The organism is Brotaphodocola sp., assembly GCF_050873365.1.
In the GTDB taxonomy this organism is placed as follows: Bacteria; Bacillota; Clostridia; order Lachnospirales; family Lachnospiraceae; genus Brotaphodocola.
Genome location: NZ_JBNMIQ010000042.1, coordinates 1 through 21782 on the forward strand (window position 1 = coordinate 1; position 21782 = coordinate 21782).

The following is a 21782-nucleotide window of genomic DNA, read 5'->3' on the forward strand; positions in this document are numbered from 1 at the left end:
TACAAATCCGAATTTAATTTTTCCAAATAGCATTATTACAGCCCCAAAAGCTGTGATAATGCTTCCATTTCTTCACTTATCTTTGCTTCTAGTTCTCGTAAATCAGTCATGATCTCTTCAGTTGAAGGATACTCAACTGGAACATACTCGACTTTCTTATATTTGTTAATAGAAAGCTCGTAACTATTTTCAACAATCTCCTCTTTGGGAACGAAGAAACTCTGCTCGGTACGCTCTCTATCCGCTTCTGCGTCTAAGTTATGGAAGCGTGCAATAATATCCGGAATATCATTTTCTTCAATCTCGTTTCGCTTATCATCCAAGCTACGTCCGTCTGCCTTCATATCGTAAAACCAGACTTTATCTGTTCCACCGTGTCCTGTCTTTGTGAAAATCAAAATAGCAGTGGAAACTCCTGCATACGGTTTAAACACACCAGACGGCATGGAAATGACTGCTTCCAGTCTGTTATTTTCAATAATTTCCTTACGAATTGCTTTATGCGCTGTGGAAGAGCCAAATAACACACCATCCGGAACGATACATGCGCATCTTCCGCCCACTTTAAGCATTCTCAAAAAGAGCGTCAAGAACAGTAATTCTGTCTTTTTCGTTTTGCATACTTTCAGCAAATCTGCGGATACAATATCATAATCCAGACTGCCCTTGAAAGGAGGATTTGCTAAAATTAAGCTATACTTCTCTTTATCTGAATTCTGATCACTTAAACTGTCACGATACTCGATCGACGGATTCTCCACTCCATGTGTCATCATGTTCATCGCAGCGATACGAAGCATGGTTCGATCCATATCAAATCCATGGAACATGTGATTCATATAATGATCTTTATTCTCTTTCTTTAAGAGCACTTCCTGCTTATGATTTTTTCTTAAATAATCACCTGCTTCTACAAGAAAGCCCGCTGTACCACAAGCAGGATCACAAATCACATCATCTGCTTTCGGTTGCATCAGCTCAACAATCATTTTGATAATATGTCTCGGAGTACGGAACTGACCATTTACACCTGCGGTTGCTAATTTTGAAAGAAGATACTCATAAATATCACCACGAGCATCCATATCTTTCAACTGTGCTACCTGTTCGTAAATTCCATCCATAGCATTTACAATCTTATCTAACATCAATGCAGTTGGAATCTTAAAAATTGCATCGCCCATATATTTTGCATATGCGCTGTCTTTATCTCCGTGGAGATTTTTTATAAATGGAAAAACCATCTCCTGCATAGTTGTATACATCTGTGTTGCCGGAAAATCATGGAATATACTCCATTTCAGCTGATTGCCATTTACTACACGATCACCAATCTGAACACTCTCGCTAAAAACACTTGTATACGGCAATCCCAACATCAATGCTTCTTTCGCATGACGGTTATCTGTTTCATCCAAATCATGAATGAACATCAAATACGTCATCTGCTCAATTACATCTAACGGATTCGTCAATCCACCTGTCCAGAAAATTTCCCATAAACTATCAATCTTACTTTTCAGTTCTCCTGTTACCATCTAACTGTGCCCTTTCTCGTACTTCATCTATAATCTCTTTTGGAGCAAATCAAATTCATTTTACCATTATTTTTCTTTTCATTGTTAATTTTTTTTAATGTTTTTTACGCAATCAAAATAAAACATCACACTTTAATATTGCCAAATCAGCTCAGCGGGCGCAGGGGTGGCAGGGAATCCAATGCGAACCCGGAGTGAGAACGAGTTCGCATGGACTTCTCCTGCCTGCCACTGCGCCCTAAATAAAATAAATAGAAAACTCCAATAAGCCAAACAACCTACTCGAAGTTCCAGTTTTCCTCAAACTCTCCAAACGGATCCCCTGATCCTACATTTCCCGCATTCTCCCCGCTCTCCCGCAACCGCATCTTCAAATGCGTATTACGTTTTGTGACGGTCACATTTCGTACTGCGTATGCCAGCGCTTTCTTCGTGCCGACAATCACGAGCACCTTCTTTGCGCGGGTGATTCCGGTGTAGATCAGATTTCGCTGGAGCATCACAAAATGGCTCATCAGCACCGGCATAACCACAATCGGATATTCCGATCCCTGCGCCTTATGGATTGTCGTCGCATAGGCATGCACGATCTCATCCAGTTCCGTCGACTCATACGAGACAATCCGCCCATCAAAATCCACGCTGAGCACCCTGTTCTGCATATCCACAGACACAACGAGTCCGATATCCCCGTTGAAGACTTCTTTCTCATAATTGTTTCGGATCTGCATCACCTTGTCATTGACGCGGTAGGCATATCCGCTTCGGAAAAGCTGATCCCCCTGCGGATTTAGGGCTTCCTGAAGCATCAGATTTAATTTTCCCGCTCCGACGACACCGCGTTGCATCGGCGTGAGCACCTGGATCTGTGACGGCGCAACTGCATAATATCTCGGCAACTTTATCTTGACGAGCTTCACAATCTCTTCCGCTGCCTCCTCCGGATCTTCCTTCGATGTGAAGAAGAAATCCGTGTCCGCTCCATTTGAGAGGTCAGGCATCTGTCCCTGATTGATCCGGTGTGCATTCGTGATAATTCGACTGCTGAGTGCCTGTCGGAAAATTCGCGTCAGGCGGATCACCGGAACAGTCCCTGAATCCATAATGTCGCGCAGGACATTTCCCGCTCCGACAGACGGAAGCTGGTCAATATCTCCGACGAGAATCAGACGCATCCCAAGCGGAATCGCCTTCAACAGCGAGTTCATCAACACGATGTCGATCATCGAGCACTCATCGACAATCAGCACATCACCTTCCAGCGGATTCTCCTCATTTTTCTGGTAGCCTTCCGGCGGTTTGCACTCCAAAAGCCGGTGAATCGTCTTCGCCTCAAGTCCGGTCGCCTCGGTCATTCGCTTTGCCGCCCGCCCCGTCGGTGCTGCAAGCAGAATCTTCAATCCAAATGACTGAAATGCCGTGATGATTCCCTGCGTTGTCGTCGTCTTTCCGGTTCCCGGTCCACCCGTGAGCACCATGACTTTCGAGATTGCCGACTGGCGAATCGCCTCGGTCTGCACCTCATCGTACTCCATATGAACGCGCTCCTGAATCTTTTTGACATCAACGGAGAGATCTTGGTTTCCTGTCTTCTGCCTTGCCTGCATCAGAGATGTCCACAGACGATCCTGAGCCGGAGTCTGAATCAGGCGCCGAAGTCTCGATGCGACACCTGTCTCCGCATAATAAAATGGTGGAAGATAGATCGCTTCCTTCAAATCCGCCAAATCTCCCCTTGTAAGATCCCCATTTTCCTCTCTCCACGCTTCGCAGATCAAATCCTTATTCTCCCGCATCTTCCCGATCACCTCGGAAATGCACGCCTCATCCGCCTCGAGAAGCTCCACTGCCTTCTTGATCAACTGTTCCCGCTCCGCATAGACATGACCTTCATCTGCGAGTGCGCTGAGCGTATACATAATTCCACTCCGGATTCGCGCAAAATCATCCTTCTCAAATCCCAGTTTCTGCGCGATCCCATCCGCAGTCCGAAACCCGATTCCCCAGATGTCATCCGCAAGACGAAACGGATTTTCTTTCACGATCTGGATGCTCTCATTTCCGTACTGGCGGTAGATCTTCCCCGCAAATGCCGTGCTGACTCCGTGATCCTGAAGAAACAGCATGATATTCTTGATCTCCTTCTGCTTCTCCCAGCTCTCATGAATCATCTGGATTCGCTTCTTGCCAATCCCCTCCACTTCCAGCAGGCGTTTCTCATCACTCTCAATGACCTCTATCGTCTCTGTTCCAAACTTCTGCACGATCCGCTTTGCAAACTTGGGTCCGACTCCCTTGATCAGACCAGAACCGAGATATTTCTCAATCCCGAAAACGGTCGCAGGCATCGTCTCTTCCCAGCTCTCTGCCAAAAACTGTCGCCCATACCGGCTGTCAATCTTCCAATTTCCATCAACTAAAAGAACCGAACCGACATTGACATCGAGAAGATTTCCGACGACAGTCACAAGATCTGCGTAATTCTTGACCGCGCACTTTAAGACCGTGTAGCCATTTTCCGGATTCTGGTAGGTAATCCGCTCCACGACACCGCGAATCCGCATCGTTCTTGATCTCTCTCCATTCTCTCCCATAAGCAAAATCCCTCATTCACCCCGATTTATCTTTACAAAAAAGACCCTTCGGAAAACAGCCTGTCTCCCAAAGGGTCTTTTTGCATGAAATCAAATTTTCATTAAACTCTGGACAGATACTCGCCAGTACGGGTATCGATCTTGATCTTGTCTCCGTTGTCTACGAACAGCGGTACATATACGGTAGCACCAGTCTCTACGGTAGCCGGCTTGGTTGCGCCCTGTGCGGTATCACCCTTGAAGCCCGGCTCGGTGTTGGTGATCTCCAGCTCTACGAACAGCGGAGGCTCAACAGAGAATACCTTGCCGTTGTAAGAGCAGATCTTAACGGTCTCGTTCTCTTTCACGAACTTCAGAGCATCGCCGATTACGTCCTTAGCCAGAGCCATCTGCTCATAGTTCTCCATGTTCATGAAGTTGTACAGATCGCCATCCTCGTACAGATACTGCATATCTACACGGTCAATTCTTGCAGCCGGGAACTTCTCGGTCGGACGGAAAGTTCTCTCTACAACTGCTCCGGTCATAACGTTCTTAATTTTGGTTCTTACAAATGCAGCGCCCTTACCCGGTTTTACATGCTGGAACTCTACGATCTGATAAACAGCTCCATCCATATCCAGGGTAATTCCGTTTCTAAAATCACCTGCTGAAATCATGTGATATTCCTCCTTGAATTTGCGTACTCGCTCATAATCTATCTTATTTTATAATAAACAGCTTGTTTTTTCAACTGTTTTTTTTCGCGCATCCCCGATTTTCCCCGTCAATCAAGCCTTTTTTAGACTTTTCCTGTAAAAATAAAGTACGATCGCCTCGAGATACCGTTTCAGCACGATCTGAATCTCCTCTTTCGGATTGATCGGTTTGACAAGAATCCCATAAATCCCACTGCGGTTTGCCCCGTACACATCCGTAAAAAGCTGATCGCCGACAAAGATCGTGTTCTTCTCATCGGTTCCCATCCGCTCCATCGCCTTCCGGTAATTCTTCACCGACGGCTTTCCCGCCTTGTAAATATACGGGGAATCCACCTGATCGGCAAACGATTTGACTCTCGGCTCCTTGTTGTTTGAGAGCAGACAGGTCTTCATTCCCATCGCATGCAGGCGCGAAAACAACGCGATCGCCCGGTCATCCGCGGGGGCACCATGAGGAACAAGGGTATTGTCAATATCAAAGACCGCGCCACGAATTCCCTTCTCGTACCACGATTCCCAGTCAATCTCGTAGGTGCTGTCGACCCACTCTTTTGGATAAAAATGTTCCAGCATGCTCTTCCCCTATTCTATGTTCCTGTTCACACAGTACCTTGTACTGCTACTTTGCTACTTATCCTGTACTTCCTGCTTCTTTAACAGTTTTCCCAGCTCTTCCATGAAAGTATTCACATCTTTAAATTCCCGGTAAACGGACGCGAATCTCACATAGGCAACCTCATCGAGTTTCTGGAGTCTTGCCATCACAAGCTCCCCGATCACGGAAGTCTCCACTTCCTTCTCTTCCATGTTGAAAATCTGATTCTCAATCTCATCGATCGCCGCATTGATCTGCTGGGTCGACACAGGACGCTTATGACAGGAATTGACAATCCCTGCCTCAATTTTGGAGCGGTCATATTCTTCCCGCGAGCGGTCTTTCTTGATCACCATAAGTGGCATGGTTTCTAATTTCTCATAAGTCGTAAAGCGCTTTCCGCAAGTCTCGCACTGACGGCGACGGCGGATCGAACTATTGTCATCCGCCGGTCTTGAATCAATGACCTTCGTATCGGCAGCGCCACAAAATGGACATTTCACTGATTGTCTCCCCTCTCTTTCGTCTCTCGGATTTTCACCAGTGTTACTGTTCACGCGTTGCGCAAACAGCAACGGATTTTGCCGATGCTTCGCATTCCAAATCGGCAAAATCTGCTACCATCACTGTATCATACGGCATTTTCAGTTCAGAAAATGCCTACCCGTGTGCAGTAACTATCTTATTTTCTCTTATCTTTCTTCTCAACAATGTTTCTTCTTATTTTCTTTCTTCTTTACAAGTTTTTTCTCTTTTTTGAATACTTTTTGAATAGCTTCATTTTACATGACCATGCATGGATATGCAAGCAATTTTTCCTTTATTTCCGTCACTTTTTCCCATCTTTGCACGGTTTTTCCGCATCTTTTGGCTTCTTCATCTCCACAAGGATCAAATCATCCCCAATCTGTTTGACATCTTCAAATGGAATCACATATTCCTTCTCATGTCCAAAGATTCCACAGATGCATCCCGCCTCCGGAACAATCAGATGTTTGATGCATCCGGTCTTCGGATCAAAGTCGAGATCCCCGACAAATCCGAGCCGTTTGCAGTCACAGATATTGACGACTTCCTTTCGTTTTAGGTCAGAAAAGCGCATAGAACCCACCTCATTTCTGGTGTATTCTATGCGCAATCCCAATTTTCGGTGATTCCCAAATAGCGCGAATCATGGATCTTTCGTCGCCTACTCTTTTTCTCTCTTTGTCTTTCTTTGTTTTTCTTTATTTTTCTTTCTCTCTTATTATCTCTCAGCGCTGATGCCGAACTCCTCCGGCTGGAAACGCGGGCAGACATTCTCGGAGGAGGTGATAACAGATGCAGAAAGTCTCGTTCCGATCTCCACTGCCTCAGCGAGCGTCTTTCCGTAGGTCAGCGCGCTTGCCGCACCTGCACAGAATGCGTCGCCTGCACCTGTCGTATCCTTTACGGTCACCTTCTGTACCGGGCAATATCCGCGGTGTCCCTGATCATCCGCATAGACGGAACCCTGGGCTCCCATCGTCACAATCATAGACGGAATCTTTGCGACTTTCAGGCGCTCTGTGAGAATATCGCAAAGCTCCTGCGGGGTCTTCTCGCTGTAATCATCTGCAAAGAAGATTCCTGCCTCAAGCTGGTTACAGATAAAGCAGTCAAAGCTCTTGAGGAAGTCCCGACGCTCCACCGCAATGCTCATGTTGCTGACTACACCATAGAGCTTCTTGTCGTACTTCTCGCAAAGCTGAACCACTTTCTTGACGATCTCCTTGTCGATATCGACTTCCAGAATCACAGAATCACAGTTCTCGATGATCTCATCTCCGTGCTCCTCGAGAATCGACAGAATCGGCATTAAGTCCGGGCGCTGGGAAATCGATCCAGCCAAATCTCCGCTGTTGTCAAAGACTGCCAGCCAGGTTCCCATTCCGTTCGGGATCGTCTTCATATACTCTGTATTTACCTTGTGATTCTTTAATTTGCGAATAACTGCCTCACCGAGCGCAGAATCATCGACAATGCCAAGGAATGTCGGTCTCAGCTCCATATTTGCGATATCCTCCACGACATTTCTGCTGACTCCGCCGTGAATGTACTCGACACGGCCAGCATTTCTGCCGTCCGGAATGTAGATATCCTCCGGAAATCCCTTGATATCCACAAATACTGCTCCGAGAACTACGATTCCATTTTTACTTCCTGCCATTTTTAAACTTACCTGTTTCCCTTTCTTTTGCGTTTCGCGTATATTTTTATTTTTGTTACTGTTTATACATTAGTACATTAAAATTAAATTCCTGCATCAACCGCAACATCTCTTTACCTATATTTTTCCGCGTTTTTACGCTATTTTTCGCATAACACAGTGATGATAGCAGATTTTCTTGCTTTTGACCAGAGGATTTCCGCAAATCTTTCGGATATCTTAAATCTTTTCCGGTCACAGTTTGATATAATAACACTAACGAAAAGGAGTGTACGATTTTATGCGCAGATTTTTAACGCTTATCATAACGATTCTGACTCTTGGAATCCTTCTGACCGGATGCCAGAGCTTCTCCTCTGAGGTTTCCTCGACCACCTCGGGACAAGCTCATGCAGGGCATTTTTCAAATTCACAACACAGACATTCTACCGACAGACAGCGCCAGAATCAGAATCAAAGTCAAAACCAAAACCAAAATACCAATCAATCTCAGGATCAACCACAAAACTTGCTCCAAAGTCCAGCACAAAATCAGTCTGGCGACCGGATTTCGGGCACTGAGACAACTTTCTCCGATAATCCAGATGATTCGAGTGCTTCTTCCCAGATGGTCTACCTCGAGGAGACCTGCCTGAGTGCGACGGGGCGCAAGGCTCACTTAAACGGCAAGCACGCGACGCTCTCGATCACTCACATTGTCGGAAGCAGTGAGCGCCCCTCAAAAAACGGGGAGGCGAATTTTTCATGTCTCGGAGCTCCCTGCATTCTTCTCCATGACGGAGCTGTCGCAGTTCGCTTAAACGGACAGTACATGCTCTTTCTCGCGGATGACACGATCGAGTACGAGGGCATTTACAAAAAGAAAAAGGATGTCTCGAAAGACACCCTCAAATGGTTGCATTTCTATGACTCTCTCTCCGAAGCCGAGAGAAATGCGATCAATATGATCCCGTCTGAGCTTGCAGACGAACTTCCGCCCGAATACTTTACGATGGAAACCGAGGCACTCGCCTCACTCTCCGAGGATGCCCCCTCCTACATCGAGGCCTTGACCGAAAAAGAGCTAAACGAGACCGAGGATCTCGCCCAGTCCTATTTCAACGAATCTGCTTCTGACGGGGAAGGCGTCGACCAGATCTACCCGCTCGACGGCGACTTTGCGCTCTATCACAACGCCGGAATCGAGGCGGAGTATGGTCCCGGAAACCTGATCATCTATAAGATCACAACGGTTCAGGATCGACGCACGGGAAATTCATTTCACACCGTCAGCATCGCGCGCTCAAGCAAATCCGGCGCGTGGAAAATCATCAATGCCGGACAGCAGGGCAGTTGATTTTGCGGAATTTATCTGCCCTCCTGCCCTCCATTCATTCGCCTGGATTATTCCCGCATGCGGTATCCCACGCCGATCTCCGTGTTGATGTAATGCGGTTCTGCCGGATTTTTCTCGAGTTTTCTGCGGATGTTTGCCATATTTACGCGCAAAATCTGGTTATCGGTGTCGGCATAAGGCCCCCAGATCTCCTTGAGAATCAGATCGTAGGTCAGAACCTTTCCTGCGTTCTGCGCGAGCAGGGAGACAAGTTTGTACTCAATCTGAGTCAGATGTACCTCATTTCCATCGAGGGTCACGAGACGCTTATCAAAATCAATCCGAAGCCCGTCGCTCTCATAGACAACTGCACGAGGTTTGTCAGCAGACTGAACGCTGTGGCGCAGGGCAGTCCGGATTCTCGCAAGAAGTTCCTCCGATCCAAACGGTTTCGTGATGTAGTCATCTGCGCCTGCATCGAGCGCGCTCACCTTCTCCCGCTCCAGAGTACGCGCAGAAATCACGATCACCGGAATCGAGGCAAATTCTCTGACTTTGCGAAGAACATCCATTCCGTCGATATCCGGCAGTCCCAGATCGAGAAGAATCAGATCCGGATGATGAGAGGTGCACAGCGAGAGTCCTGACACTCCATTCTGTGCACAGAGTGCCTTGTATCCATTTGAAGTCACAATTGTTTCTATGTAGCTTCCAATCGTCTTTTCGTCTTCAATAATCAAAATCGTTGGCTTATTGTTCATCTTTTTCCTCCCCAAGCGGTAATGTAAAAATAAATTCAGCTCCCCGATCATGGTTTACTGCACAGATTGTGCCGTGATGCGCGGTGATGATCGTCTTACAGATCGTCAGTCCGATTCCCATTCCTTTGTGCGAATCTCCACTGCCATTCTTATCGATTCCAACACCGTCAAAAATCGTGTCCAACCGCGCCGGATCGATTCCCTTTCCAAAATCGCGAATGTGGAAAACGGCATTTTCCCCTTCCTTCGTCACCCGAAATTCGATCTCATCCTCGACACCGGAATGGTAAACCGCATTCTCAAGCAGATTGATGATCACCTGCTCAATCAGCATCGCATCCATCGGAACCATCAGAAATTCATCCGGAACACTGACGCGCACCTTCGCCTTCGGCAAACGGCGGCGAAAACGCATCATTGCCTCGGAGACCACTTCTTCAAGCGGTTCCGGGTTTGTGTTCACCTTGGTATCTCCCACCTGAATTCGCGTGACGGTGAGCAGATTTTCAACCATATTCAAGAGCCAATTTGCATCTTCCCGGATATTCGCGACCATCTCCCGCTTCTCACTCTCCGACATGTGATCTCCGCCCTCGAGATAGGCATTCGTCATTCCGATCATTCCGGTCAGCGGGGTCCGAAGATCATGAGAAACCGCACGCAGAAGGTTCGCTCTCATTGTCTCCTTCTCCGCCTCGAGAAGCATCTTGTCACGCTCTTTTAAGATCTTATTTTTCTCTTTCAGCTGGGTCGTCGTCACGCTCGTGATCGAGGAAATAATCATCATTCCACCAAACGTCACGAGATAGCCATCAATCGAAAAGTTCAGACTCATATATGGATAGGTAAACGCAAAATTTACACAGAACACGCCGAGCAGGGAGGCGACAATTCCAGCCACATATCCGGTCGTACAGCGCGCCGTAAACATCACGGCAAGCACATAGATGATCGATACACTCGCATCATTCCGTCCAAAATGAAGAAACGCAAGAGCACCGAGCGTCGCAATCGACATAAAGAAAAACACGACTCCCATGTTCTTCGCATACTGCCAGTAGCGTTTCTTTTTCTCACTGATTCGTTTCTTCTCACCAGTCCCTATATCCGATCCCGTATTTTGTGTCTTAGTCTTATTATTTTTACTCAAATCAGCGATAACAAACTCCCCCTCTCCTGTACACAAAGAAAATCTCCGTCTTTATCTACTATTCCGCAACTAAATCTCTTATTTCTTATTCTTTTTATTCTCTATCATTCTCAGGCTTCACAGCGAAAAAGTCACTGCAAACCCGTGTGAGACGTTGGTGCTTAGAGCGCGTACTTTGCGCTCTTACGCACCGCTACGTCGAACCCGGAGCGAGAGCGCGTTTGCAGGACTTATTGCGCTGTTGAAGCCGTACTTGTTGAAGCTATCCCCAGCCCAGTCATTTCCTATAAAAACAAAATCGGGGCAGGATTCCTCCTGCCCCTTGAATTTTACTACACGGAAAAACAAGTGTAAATAAATTATTTGTTATAATTTACGATTGCGCCGAAGTCTGGCTTCAGAGATGCGCCACCTACAAGACCGCCATCGATGTCTGCCTGTGCGAACAGCTCCGGTGCGCTCTTTGCAGATACAGAACCGCCGTACTGGATGCGGATTGCCTCTGCGGTTGCCTCATCGTAGATTTCTCCGATGCATGCACGGATTGCGGAGCAAACTTCCTGAGCCTGCTCGGTCGTTGCAACCTTACCGGTTCCGATTGCCCAGATCGGCTCGTAAGCGATGACAGCCGTCTTAGCCTGATCTGCGGTTACGTTCAGGAAAGCAATCTTGATCTGCTGGCGAATCCAGTCGATCGTGATGCCCTGCTCTCTCTGAGTTAAGGTCTCTCCACAGCAGATGATCGGGGTCAGACCATGCTCAAATGCCTTGAGAACCTTCTTGTTTACGGTCTCATCGGTCTCAGCGAAGTACTCTCTTCTCTCGGAATGTCCGATGATGACATACTTAACGCCTGCATCGGTCAGCATGTTCGGGGAAATCTCGCCGGTGTATGCACCCTTCTCCTCGAAGTACATATTCTCAGCGCCGATCTGAATGTTGCTTCCCTTTGCAGCCTCGATTGCCGGAATGATGTCGATTGCCGGAACGCAGAATACAACATCTACGTCATCATTCTTTACTAACGGCTTTAAGGTATCGATCAGAGCAACTGCCTCGCTCGGAGTCATGTTCATTTTCCAGTTACCTGCAACAATTTTCTTTCTTCCCATGATTTTCTTCTCCTTTAGTTCCTTTTGGGTCCCTTTTGTGGGATCCCTTGTTGTTTCCCCACTATACGCATTCAGAGTCTCCCTGCCTCCAGGGAGTGAACGAGAAACATGCATCCAAACATATTGAAACATATTTTTCCCGCTCAACGCCCCAAATCCAGATGAGACTCCAAAAGCATCTTTTATTTATTCGTTTTTATTATTCCTTATCGTCAGCTGCTGCTACGCCCGGAAGGGTCTTACCCTCTAAGAACTCCAGGGATGCACCGCCACCGGTAGAGATGTGGCTCATCTTGTCTGCGAATCCAAGCTGGTTAACAGCTGCTGCGGAATCACCACCACCGATGATGGTGGTTGCATCGGTCTCTGCCAGAGCCTCTGCGACTGCGATCGTGCCCTTTGCCAGAGTCGGGTTCTCGAATACGCCCATCGGTCCGTTCCATACAACGGTCTTTGCAGTCTTAACAGCCTCTGCATACATCTCTGCGGTCTTCGGTCCGATATCCAGACCCATCTTGTCCTCAGCGATGCCATCAGCAGATACTACCTCAACCTCGATCGGTCCATCGATCGGGTCCGGGAATGCGCCAGCGGTAACAGCGTCAACCGGGAGCAGGAGCTTCTTGCCGAGCTTCTCAGCCTTCTCCATCATCTCCTTGCAGTAGTCAAGCTTGGTGTCGTCTACGAGAGACTTACCAACGTTCTTGCCCTCAGCCTTTAAGAAGGTGAATGCCATACCACCACCGATGATCAGGGTGTCGCACTTCTCAAGCAGGTTGGAGATTACGTTCAGCTTATCAGCAACCTTAGCACCGCCCAGGATTGCAACGAACGGACGAACCGGATTCTCAACTGCATTACCCAGGAAGTCGATCTCTTTCTGCATCAGGTAACCAACTGCATTGGTACCACCCTTCTCGGTGATGTACTTGGTAACGCCTGCAACAGAAGCATGTGCACGGTGGGAAGAACCGAATGCATCGCATACATAATCGTCAGCCAGATCAGCCAGCTCCTTGCTGAACTCCTCGCCGTTCTTGGTCTCCTCAGCGCCACGGAAACGGGTGTTCTGAAGCAGAACAACATCGCCCTCGTTCATCTTTGCAACTGCCTCGGTAGCTGCCTCGCCGGTTACATGGTAATCGGAAACGAAAACAACTTCCTTGCCCAGCTTCTCAGACAGACGCTTTGCAACCGGTGCTAAGGACTCACCCTCGTTCGGGCCATTCTTAACTTTTCCGAGATGGGAGCACAGGATAACCTTTGCGCCCTCGCCGATCAGCTTGTTGATCGTCGGCAGAGCTGCCACGATACGGGTCTCATCGGTGATCTCACCATTCTTTAACGGTACGTTGAAATCGCAACGAACCAGGACTCTCTTACCTTTTACATTCTTTAAATCGTCAACACTCTTCTTATTTAACATAGCAGATGTCGCTCCTTCCATTTCAAAAAATGAACTATTCTGTCTCATCCGTCTCACAGAATCCGCGCGTTCCTGTCACAGGATTCGCCTTTCTCCCATGAAGCAAAAAGAGGTCCGGCCCTCTCTGAGACCGGACCCCTTGATGAGTCTTCTTTGATTTCTCCTGCACTCAGGCAAACTTCAGACATTTCTCATGTTCATGCCTGTCCGTCTGCTCAGTCTGCGTCGGTGAAATTAAGCCAGCTCTGCGAAGTACTTGATGGTACGAACCATCTGGCTGGTGTAAGAGTTCTCGTTATCATACCATGAAACAACCTGAACCTCGTACAGATCGTCTGCAATCTTGGAAACCATGGTCTGAGTTGCATCGAACAGAGAACCGTACTTCATACCGATAACATCGGAAGAAACGATCGGATCCTCGTTGTAGCCGAAGGACTCGCTAGCTGCTGCCTTCATTGCTGCATTGATGCCTTCCTTGGTTACGTCTGCACCCTTAACAACAGCGGTCAGGATGGTGGTAGAACCGGTCGGAACCGGAACACGCTGTGCAGAACCGATCAGCTTGCCGTTCAGCTCCGGGATAACCAGGCCGATTGCCTTAGCTGCGCCGGTGGAGTTCGGAACGATGTTTGCAGCGCCTGCTCTTGCTCTTCTCAGATCACCCTTTCTGTGCGGGCCATCCAGAATCATCTGGTCGCCGGTGTAAGCGTGAATGGTGCTCATGATACCGGACTGGATCGGAGCGTAGTCATTCAGAGCCTTTGCCATCGGAGCCAGGCAGTTGGTGGTGCAGGATGCTGCGGAAATGATGGTATCGTCAGCGGTCAGGGTCTTCTCGTTTACGCTGTAAACGATGGTCTTCAGATCGTTACCAGCCGGAGCGGAGATAACTACCTTCTTAGCGCCAGCGTCGATGTGAGCCTGAGACTTCTCCTTGGAGGTGTAGAAGCCGGTGCACTCCAGAACTACGTCAACACCGATCTCGCCCCACGGAAGATCCTTTGCGTCTTTCTCTTTATAAATCGTAATCTTCTTGCCATCTACGGTAATGGAGTCTTCTCCCGCCTCAACGGTGTGCTTGCCCTCGCCAATGTGACCAGCGTATCCACCCTGAGCGGTATCATACTTCAGCAGGTGTGCCAGCATCTTCGGATCAGTTAAATCGTTGATTGCAACAACCTCGTAACCCTCTGCTCCAAACATCTGACGGAATGCCAGACGACCGATACGGCCAAAACCATTAATTGCTACTTTTACTGCCATGATGAAATCCTCCTGCTTGTTAAAAATTTAATGATTGTTAAATTCTAATCAACCTGCCTCTATTCTACCCAATTCTCTATAAAATAGCAAGTGGTTTTTTTGCATTTTAAAAACTCTTGTTGACTTTTTTTCTTTTGTCTCACTCTTTTTCACAGGTTTCTTCTTAAATTTTTACATTTTTTTGCCGTTTCCTGACGTTTTGTATTGCTTTTCAGAATATTCAAGTCTCAGCTTGACGTTTTTTTAGCATAGTTTTTTCCAAAACTTTACATTCTAACCAGAAAAAAATCTGGTCAAATTACATCTCATCCTTCACATAGCCGGCAAGGTTGTAGGCATGATCGGAAATACGCTCCAAATTGCTGATGATGTCGAGGAAGACGATTCCGGCAGACGGATCGCAGTTTCCCTTCGTCAGACGCTCGATGTGCTTCTCGCGCATCTCCTCCTCCTGGCTGTCCACATCATCCTCATACTGGCTTACTTTTCGCACGGAATCCATATCTCCGTTCTGGCGCGCCTCAATCGCATACTGGAATGCCTTGATCGCGCTCGTACTGATCGATTTCAAATCGTCAAGACCGGTCTCGGAGAACACGAGCTTGTGCTCCACCATGTATTCTGCCTGCTCTGCAAGGTTTTCCGCATGATCACCGATTCTCTCGATGTCACTCGCACTGTAAAACAGGTTGTTGACGAGTTTTTTCTGCTTCTCAGTCAGTGACAGATTGTCGACCTTGATCAGATACTCCGTTAGGAATTTTTCCATATTATTCAGAGTCTTCTCCGTCTTGTATACACTCTGGATCTCATCGACATTCTCCGTCAGGATTGCATCGAGAGCCGTCTTCACATTTCCCATCGCGATCTGCGCCATATGGACAACCTCAAGAGCTGCCGTCTCAACCGCAAATGCCGGAGACTCGAAAATACGCTCGTCGAGGTGCTTGAGCGTTGCGGATGCCTCATCCTCCTCTGTCTCCTCGTCCTCGCCCTTGACGATCATGCCGGACAGCTTGACAAGCTGATTTGCAAACGGGAAGAGAACGGTCGTATTCACGAGGTTAAACACCGTATGGAACATGGAAATCTGAACAGCCGTGATATTCGACAAACCGATATCCGGTCGCAGGGCAAACCACACGAAACCACCGATACCAAAAATCAATGCTCCGATCGTATTAAAACTCAGATGGATCACTGCCGCACGCTTTGCGGTCCGGCTTCCACCCATACTCGAGAGCATCGCGGTCACACAGGAACCGATATTCTGACCGAGCGTGATGTAGATTGCCGCACTCGTCGTCACGACGCCGTTGAGCGCAAGTGTCTGGAGAATACCGACTGATGCCGATGAACTCTGAAGAATTGCTGTGACAATCGCACCGACAATCATGCCGAGAATCGGATTTTTTCCGAGTACTGCGAAAGCCTGCGCAAAGATCGGCGCATCGGTGTATGGCGAGATCGATCCGGACATCAGGCTCAGACCCATGAACAGCAATCCAAGACCGATCGCAATCTCTCCTGCCATATGCTTCTTCTGGGACTTGGCAAAGACCAGAAGCAGTGCTCCGATTCCGATGATACATGGTGCATAAAATCCCGGGTTGAGCACCTTCATCGTGTCCCCGAGCTGGCTCATCGAGACGATCCATGCCGTGATCGTCGTACCGATATTGGCACCCATGATGACACCGACTGCCTGCGTCAGATTCAGCACTCCTGCACTTACAAAACCGACTACCATGACCGTTGTCGCACCACTGCTCTGGATGATCGCTGTGATCAGCGCACCAAGTGCGATTGCCATCACACGGTTGTTTGTCAGTTTTCCCAGGAAATTGCTCATTTTGCTTCCTGCCGTCTTCTGCATACCATCCGCCATGATGCTCATGCCGTACAGGAACATGCCGAGTCCGCCCAGAAAGCCAAACAGGTTTGAAACATCGTTGATTGACATAGTTTCCCCTTTCTCCTCGTTTGCAAATAAGCAAACCGTGACTGTCATTTTTTCTCTCTTTTCTCTCTTTTTCACAGCCACAACAATTTCACTATACCATAGAAACTTTGCAGTTTTCAACCGGGTATTGAAAAAAGAACCATAAAAAAGAACATTCAAAGGAAACGTATCTCAAACTTTTCCTCTGAATGTTCTCTGAAATTTTTTAAAGCGGGAATACTGTCATGATCCATCCAACCGATACTACGCAACAGATCAGTGATAAAAACCACGATTGTTTGATCATAGATTTCTGATCATATCCACCATATTCCATAATATAAGGAATTGCACTCGTTGCCATTGGTGTCATAAACGCAGACAGGCATGCTGACTGGATCAAAATCATCAGTCCAACCGGATTTGCGCCGATAGACGCGCATGTTGCAATTGCAATCGGATGAAAAATCAGCATAACTCCCCGGTTTTGCATAAACTGTGTAAGCACAAACGGTACAATAAAGAAAATCAAGCCCACAATATAGGAATTTCCATTCACTGCATTTACAATTGCAGAGATATGAGAACCAATCAGTTCTCCGGCACCAGTTGCACTCAGGGCACCTGACATTGCCAAGGCTCCCACAATCAAAAGCAACATGCTCATCGGAATGGATGCTGTCGCTTCACGCGGTTTTAATACGCCAAACACAATCATCAGCAGAGCTCCCGTCACGCAGATCAGCCAGTTTGGAAGTCCCAGTCTGGAAGCAAACATCAGCGCAAGTGCATCTCCGAAAAAGAGAATGATACCGGCATATTCCTGAAATACCGGAAGTTTTTCACGTTTCTGGGCTGTCTGTGCACTCTCTATCGTAGGAATAACCGGCTCATCCGGTGCAAATTTCGGACTGATAAATGCACAGTACAAGACTGCGATTATTAACAGCGGAAGACGTCCTTTCATTGGATCCATGATTCCAACTGTATGGGCCATATAGCCATAACTTTCAATATAACCATTCAGCTCGGATGCAATCGTTGCACCTGCACCAAGCGGAAGCGTACAACATGTGATAACCGTCGCAACTCCAAGAGGGAACATTACTTTACTCGGCTTTACCCCCATACTCTCTGCGGATGCCTGAAGCATTGGAGCCACAATTCCAAACACAACTGCCGGACTCTGAATAAACTGGCTGAGAATTGTGCCAATCAGTACATATCCCAGCATCATCTTTTTCAGACTTCCCTTGGAAATTTTCGCAATTCCGTTTGCCATGTTCGAGCAGAACTGCGTGCGGTTAAATCCGGCAGCTACAATACACATTCCGGCAATCATAATAATATTATTATTTGAAAAATATGCCAGTGCATCATTCGGAGAGAGACAGCCGGTCAGTACAAGTGCCACCATAGATATCATAGAAATTGTAGCAAGACTGTATAAATTCAAGCAATATCCGATTACCGTCAGTAAAAAAATAATCAGACAGATCGTTAAGACGCTCATAAATATCTCCTTTCATTTATCTCTTATTATTGGTCACAGATTGATCCATCCACATTCAAGCGCGTCATAAGCTGATGCGGACGAAACGGAAATTTCTCTTCTATATTGGAAACCAGCTCTATTCCAATTCCCGGCTCTTCCGGAATCGACAAATATCCACCTTTTCGCTCCGGAATATGATTGACCATATCACACTGGCGCAGTGTTACTCCACTTCCCGTCAGATGATCTGCCGTGGAGGCCGCATAAGGGTTGGGATACTCTGTTATCGCAATATTATCTGTCGCAGCAGCAAAATTCAGAACCGCATTTGTCATAACCGGACTGCACGGATTATGAGGTACCAGACTGACATGATGTGCTTCTGCAACCGCTGCAATCTTCTTTGCACCTGTAAATCCACCACAGACTCCAAGACTTGCACGGACATAACTGCATGCCCTGCGTTCCAGCAACATTTCAAATTCGTGAACGGTATGGATTCTTTCCCCCGTAGCAATCGGAATCCGGCATTTTGATGCGACCCACCCCATCTCATCAAAATTATCCGGGCGGATCGGATCCTCCAAAAACATGACATGATAAGGTTCCAGACGCGAACTGAGCTGGATTGCAAGTCCCGGTTCCAGACGACGATGGAGTTCCAGACAGAGATCCACCTCGTCTCCAACGGCTTCTCTAATTTTTGCAATGCGTCGTTCTGCCTTGTAGAGCATCGCACTGTTTCCATCCTGATATGGAATCGTGCGCGGTTCATCCAGATATGGATTCAGATGTCCAAGCGCTGTATATCCTTCTTCCACTCCTTTGATCGCATTTTCTACAAGTTCTTCTTCTGTGCGTCCTGCCGTATGATTATAGACGCGAACTTTATCGCGACATTTTCCACCCAGCAATTTATAAACCGGAACGTTATAAAATTTTCCTGCAAGATCCCAGAGCGCAATATCGATCGCGGATAGCGCCCCCATGACAGCCGCTCCTCTGAAATGAGAGAAACGGTAAAGATACTGCCAGTGGTGCTCAATATCAAGTGGATCTTTTCCGATCAGATAATCTCTAAATGCCAGAATTGCGGATGCAGAGGCCTCTAAAAATCCCCATGCACCACTCTCACCAAGTCCGGTAATTCCCTCATCCGTTTCAATCTGACAATAAACTGCTCGATTTGCACGCAAAACTTTGATATCTGTAATTTTCATCTTATCCCTTTCTGTCACATGATCCTTACTTTACACGATATGGTGCCAGACGTTCCCGATTAATATCAAGACCTACTCCCGGTGCCTGACTCGGACTCACGGTTCCATCTTCGTGAAAGATCACCGGATTCTGAAATGCTTCATATACTTTTGCGTCATATTGCGGAGGGTAAAACTCTGCAATCGTAGCATTCGGTACTGCACAGTTCAGATGAACGTGAAGCTGTTGCTGTCCATGCGGGCTCATAACCAAACCGTTTGCGTCTGCATAGCTTGCAATCTTCATATATTCCGTCACACCGCCCAGAGAAGCTGCATCCGGATTTAAAATGCTGATCGCCTGTGTATGAATGAGATCCCGGAATCCAAAACGCGTCACCTCATTTTCACCGGCAGCCAGCGGGATTCTGCTCTTCGCTGCAACCTTGCGATATCCATCGTAATCATCCGCATCTACCGGCTCTTCAAACCAATACGGCTGATATTCTTCTACCATCTTGGAAAACTCAATCGCCTCAAAGAATTTATAGGCGCAGTTTGCATCCAGCATCAGCTTTGTGTCATCTCCGATGACTTCCCTCACTGCTTTTACGCGCTCTGCATCTTCTTTCATGGAAAGTGCTCCAACCTTCATTTTGACCGCATTCACGCCCCAGCTCTTGTATTCCAGCATCTCCTGCTGAAGTTCTTTCAGCCCCTTATCTTTCGCATAATAACCGCCTGCAATATAACACGGAACTTTTTCTTTTGCTCCGCCTAACAGACGGTATAACGGCATTCCTGCAACCTTTGCCTTGATATCCCAAAGTGCAATATCAATCGCAGAAACCGTCTTGCAACTTGTTCCACGACGACCGATAAATTTGGGAACATACGTCTTCTGCCACAAGCGTTCATTGTTTAGCGGATCTTCCCCGATAATGGCTTTCCCCATACTCTCCGCAAATTCAATCGCCCAACTGCATCCATAACCTGTAATTCCCTCATCGGTATCAATGATGAGCAGGTTCAGCTCATTATGCGTATAAATATGCTTACCATTCGCAATTGGCTTCTCCTTCGGCCAACGGTATGCTTCCACCCGAACATCTGTAATTTTCATGCTTTCCACCTCATTGTTCTATCATTTCTTACAATTTAATTATATATCCTGCCTGAAAAACTGTGAAATATCACATTTTTATCCCGTCATAAACAACTTTTGTTTCCATAAATTTTTTTTATCACGTTTCTCATTCCGGGCTATTGCTTGCAAAAGAAAGCCAGATGATTTATCATAATATCAAGTCCATATTTATGAATCATACCTGATATACTATCTTTTTAATTTTAAAGGAGTCTTCCCGTTATGCTGACAGATCGTCTAAATTACATTCTGGCTATTGCAGAAGAACGCAACATCACCGCGGCAGCCCGCAAGCTCTATGTTTCCCAGCCGACGTTAACCATCTATCTGAACCGTCTGGAAAATGAACTCGGAGTGAAACTGTTTGACCGCAGTCGCACTCCTATTTCGCTGACTTCCGCGGGAATTTACTATATCGAAGAAATGAAGAAACTAGAAGATATGGAGCAGAAACTCCGAAATAACATCCGTCTTGTCGCTGATCCGAACAGAACGTTTCTGGTTGGAATCGGACAGGTAAGAGGAGCCCACTGGCTCCCGATGGTTCTGCCTGATTTCTGTTCCATTCATCCAGATGTCAATATTCAAATTGTACAGGTTGTTGAGAGTCGACAAAGCGATATGCTGATTAACGGTAAAATTGATGTCGCCATCGGACATCTCCCGCCTTCTGTGCTGAATTTTGAAGTTTATGAATTTGATCCTGAACCGATTTGTCTGTGTGCACATAAAAAATTTGGTCTGGTTCCACCGGATGCGCGTTCCGAAAATTCCCCTTCGCATCCATATGAGATTCCGGTTGAAGCACTGGATGGTCGTCCCTTCATCGCACCGGATATCGGAAATGGCAGTTATGAGATTTATCGTGATTGTATTTTAAATCACGGTGTAACGGCTTCTCGTATCATCTCCATCAACAATCAGAAAACCGGATTTTCGCTGACACTTCAGGGACTGGGAATTCAGCTTGTGGCCGGCACACAGCTTCTCGAAAAAAATCAAAATCTTGATTATCTGACGGTATCCGGGATGCCTCTCTCCCGCAGTTGTTGCGCCGCCTATTCAGCAGATTCAAAAAAATCCCTCCTGATCCGTGATTTTATCCGTCTGATTGATCAGAATGTGTTTACATGCTAAAAGCTGAAAACAGAAAAAGACGACAGCGATAAGAGATCTAAAATTTCTTATCACTGTCGTCTTTTTCTAATATTAGTCAACTACTCCCGCTTATAGAAGCGGGAGCTTGTAAGTCAGAGAAGCATAGGTAGTAACGACATCGCAAGATGTCTCCCTCATTCTGCCTACATCATCGGGCAGTTGACAATGCCCGTTTTACCAAAGAGATTTACTCTA

General features: G+C 47.0%; 18 protein-coding genes. 2 read left to right on the plus strand and 16 right to left on the minus strand.

Going from position 1 to position 21782, the window contains the following annotated elements; all coding sequences use genetic code 11:
* Window positions 1–35: 35 nt before the first annotated feature.
* The 7 genes from ACR0QT_RS13590 to ACR0QT_RS13620 form a co-directional block, all read right to left on the minus strand.
* A complete protein-coding gene (locus ACR0QT_RS13590) occupies window positions 36–1538 on the minus strand; it encodes an N-6 DNA methylase (RefSeq protein WP_432631239.1) in 1503 nt (500 codons plus the stop codon).
* A 278-nt stretch (window positions 1539–1816) separates the two neighbouring features.
* The gene (recD2, locus tag ACR0QT_RS13595; protein ID WP_432631240.1) at window positions 1817–4132 is read right to left on the minus strand and encodes an SF1B family DNA helicase RecD2; all 2316 of its coding nucleotides are present in this window, start codon (window positions 4130–4132) and stop codon (window positions 1817–1819) included.
* A 101-nt stretch (window positions 4133–4233) separates the two neighbouring features.
* Window positions 4234–4791 carry an elongation factor P gene (efp, locus tag ACR0QT_RS13600; RefSeq protein ID WP_177977561.1) on the minus strand — a complete coding sequence of 186 codons (558 nt, stop codon included), beginning with the start codon at window positions 4789–4791 and terminating at the stop codon, window positions 4234–4236.
* A 111-nt stretch (window positions 4792–4902) separates the two neighbouring features.
* The gene (locus ACR0QT_RS13605) at window positions 4903–5406 is read right to left on the minus strand and encodes a YqeG family HAD IIIA-type phosphatase (RefSeq protein WP_432631241.1); all 504 of its coding nucleotides are present in this window, start codon (window positions 5404–5406) and stop codon (window positions 4903–4905) included.
* A gap of 54 nt (window positions 5407–5460) precedes the next feature.
* Window positions 5461–5931 (minus strand): transcriptional regulator NrdR, encoded by a 471-nt coding sequence (gene nrdR / locus ACR0QT_RS13610; RefSeq protein ID WP_177977559.1) that lies wholly within the window; start codon window positions 5929–5931, stop codon window positions 5461–5463.
* Between the two features lie 326 nt (window positions 5932–6257).
* Complete coding sequence (locus tag ACR0QT_RS13615) at window positions 6258–6530, minus strand: PRC-barrel domain-containing protein (RefSeq protein WP_432631242.1); 273 nt, start codon at window positions 6528–6530, stop codon at window positions 6258–6260.
* A gap of 144 nt (window positions 6531–6674) precedes the next feature.
* A complete protein-coding gene (locus ACR0QT_RS13620) occupies window positions 6675–7616 on the minus strand; it encodes a carbohydrate kinase family protein (RefSeq protein WP_432631243.1) in 942 nt (313 codons plus the stop codon).
* Between the two features lie 280 nt (window positions 7617–7896).
* Here ACR0QT_RS13620 and ACR0QT_RS13625 point away from each other — a divergent pair, with 280 nt between their 5' ends.
* The gene (locus ACR0QT_RS13625) at window positions 7897–8952 is read left to right on the plus strand and encodes a hypothetical protein (protein WP_432631244.1); all 1056 of its coding nucleotides are present in this window, start codon (window positions 7897–7899) and stop codon (window positions 8950–8952) included.
* A 47-nt stretch (window positions 8953–8999) separates the two neighbouring features.
* Here the strand turns inward: ACR0QT_RS13625 and ACR0QT_RS13630 are convergent, their stop codons facing one another.
* The 9 genes from ACR0QT_RS13630 to ACR0QT_RS13670 form a co-directional block, all read right to left on the minus strand.
* Window positions 9000–9692 carry a response regulator gene (locus ACR0QT_RS13630; RefSeq protein ID WP_432631245.1) on the minus strand — a complete coding sequence of 231 codons (693 nt, stop codon included), beginning with the start codon at window positions 9690–9692 and terminating at the stop codon, window positions 9000–9002.
* Window positions 9682–10731, minus strand: a complete 1050-nt coding sequence (locus ACR0QT_RS13635; protein ID WP_432631252.1) for a sensor histidine kinase — start codon at window positions 10729–10731, stop codon at window positions 9682–9684. The genes ACR0QT_RS13630 and ACR0QT_RS13635 overlap by 11 nt, the downstream gene beginning before the upstream one ends.
* A 470-nt stretch (window positions 10732–11201) precedes the next feature.
* Complete coding sequence (gene tpiA / locus ACR0QT_RS13640; RefSeq protein WP_177977553.1) at window positions 11202–11954, minus strand: triose-phosphate isomerase; 753 nt, start codon at window positions 11952–11954, stop codon at window positions 11202–11204.
* Window positions 11955–12153: 199 nt separating this feature from the next.
* Complete coding sequence (locus ACR0QT_RS13645) at window positions 12154–13380, minus strand: phosphoglycerate kinase (protein WP_432631246.1); 1227 nt, start codon at window positions 13378–13380, stop codon at window positions 12154–12156.
* A 234-nt stretch (window positions 13381–13614) separates the two neighbouring features.
* The gene (gap, locus tag ACR0QT_RS13650) at window positions 13615–14646 is read right to left on the minus strand and encodes a type I glyceraldehyde-3-phosphate dehydrogenase (RefSeq protein ID WP_432627280.1); all 1032 of its coding nucleotides are present in this window, start codon (window positions 14644–14646) and stop codon (window positions 13615–13617) included.
* Window positions 14647–14944: 298 nt separating this feature from the next.
* Window positions 14945–16609 carry a Na/Pi cotransporter family protein gene (locus ACR0QT_RS13655; RefSeq protein WP_432631247.1) on the minus strand — a complete coding sequence of 555 codons (1665 nt, stop codon included), beginning with the start codon at window positions 16607–16609 and terminating at the stop codon, window positions 14945–14947.
* Window positions 16610–16814: 205 nt separating this feature from the next.
* Window positions 16815–18101 (minus strand): SLC13 family permease, encoded by a 1287-nt coding sequence (locus tag ACR0QT_RS13660; protein ID WP_432631248.1) that lies wholly within the window; start codon window positions 18099–18101, stop codon window positions 16815–16817.
* Window positions 18102–18127: 26 nt separating this feature from the next.
* Window positions 18128–19303 carry a mandelate racemase/muconate lactonizing enzyme family protein gene (locus ACR0QT_RS13665; protein ID WP_432631249.1) on the minus strand — a complete coding sequence of 392 codons (1176 nt, stop codon included), beginning with the start codon at window positions 19301–19303 and terminating at the stop codon, window positions 18128–18130.
* Window positions 19304–19328: 25 nt separating this feature from the next.
* Complete coding sequence (locus tag ACR0QT_RS13670; protein ID WP_432631250.1) at window positions 19329–20405, minus strand: mandelate racemase/muconate lactonizing enzyme family protein; 1077 nt, start codon at window positions 20403–20405, stop codon at window positions 19329–19331.
* A 246-nt stretch (window positions 20406–20651) separates the two neighbouring features.
* On the opposite strand from ACR0QT_RS13670, the gene ACR0QT_RS13675 reads away from it, so the two are divergent.
* Window positions 20652–21566, plus strand: a complete 915-nt coding sequence (locus ACR0QT_RS13675; protein ID WP_432631251.1) for a LysR family transcriptional regulator — start codon at window positions 20652–20654, stop codon at window positions 21564–21566.
* Window positions 21567–21782: the final 216 nt, after the last annotated feature.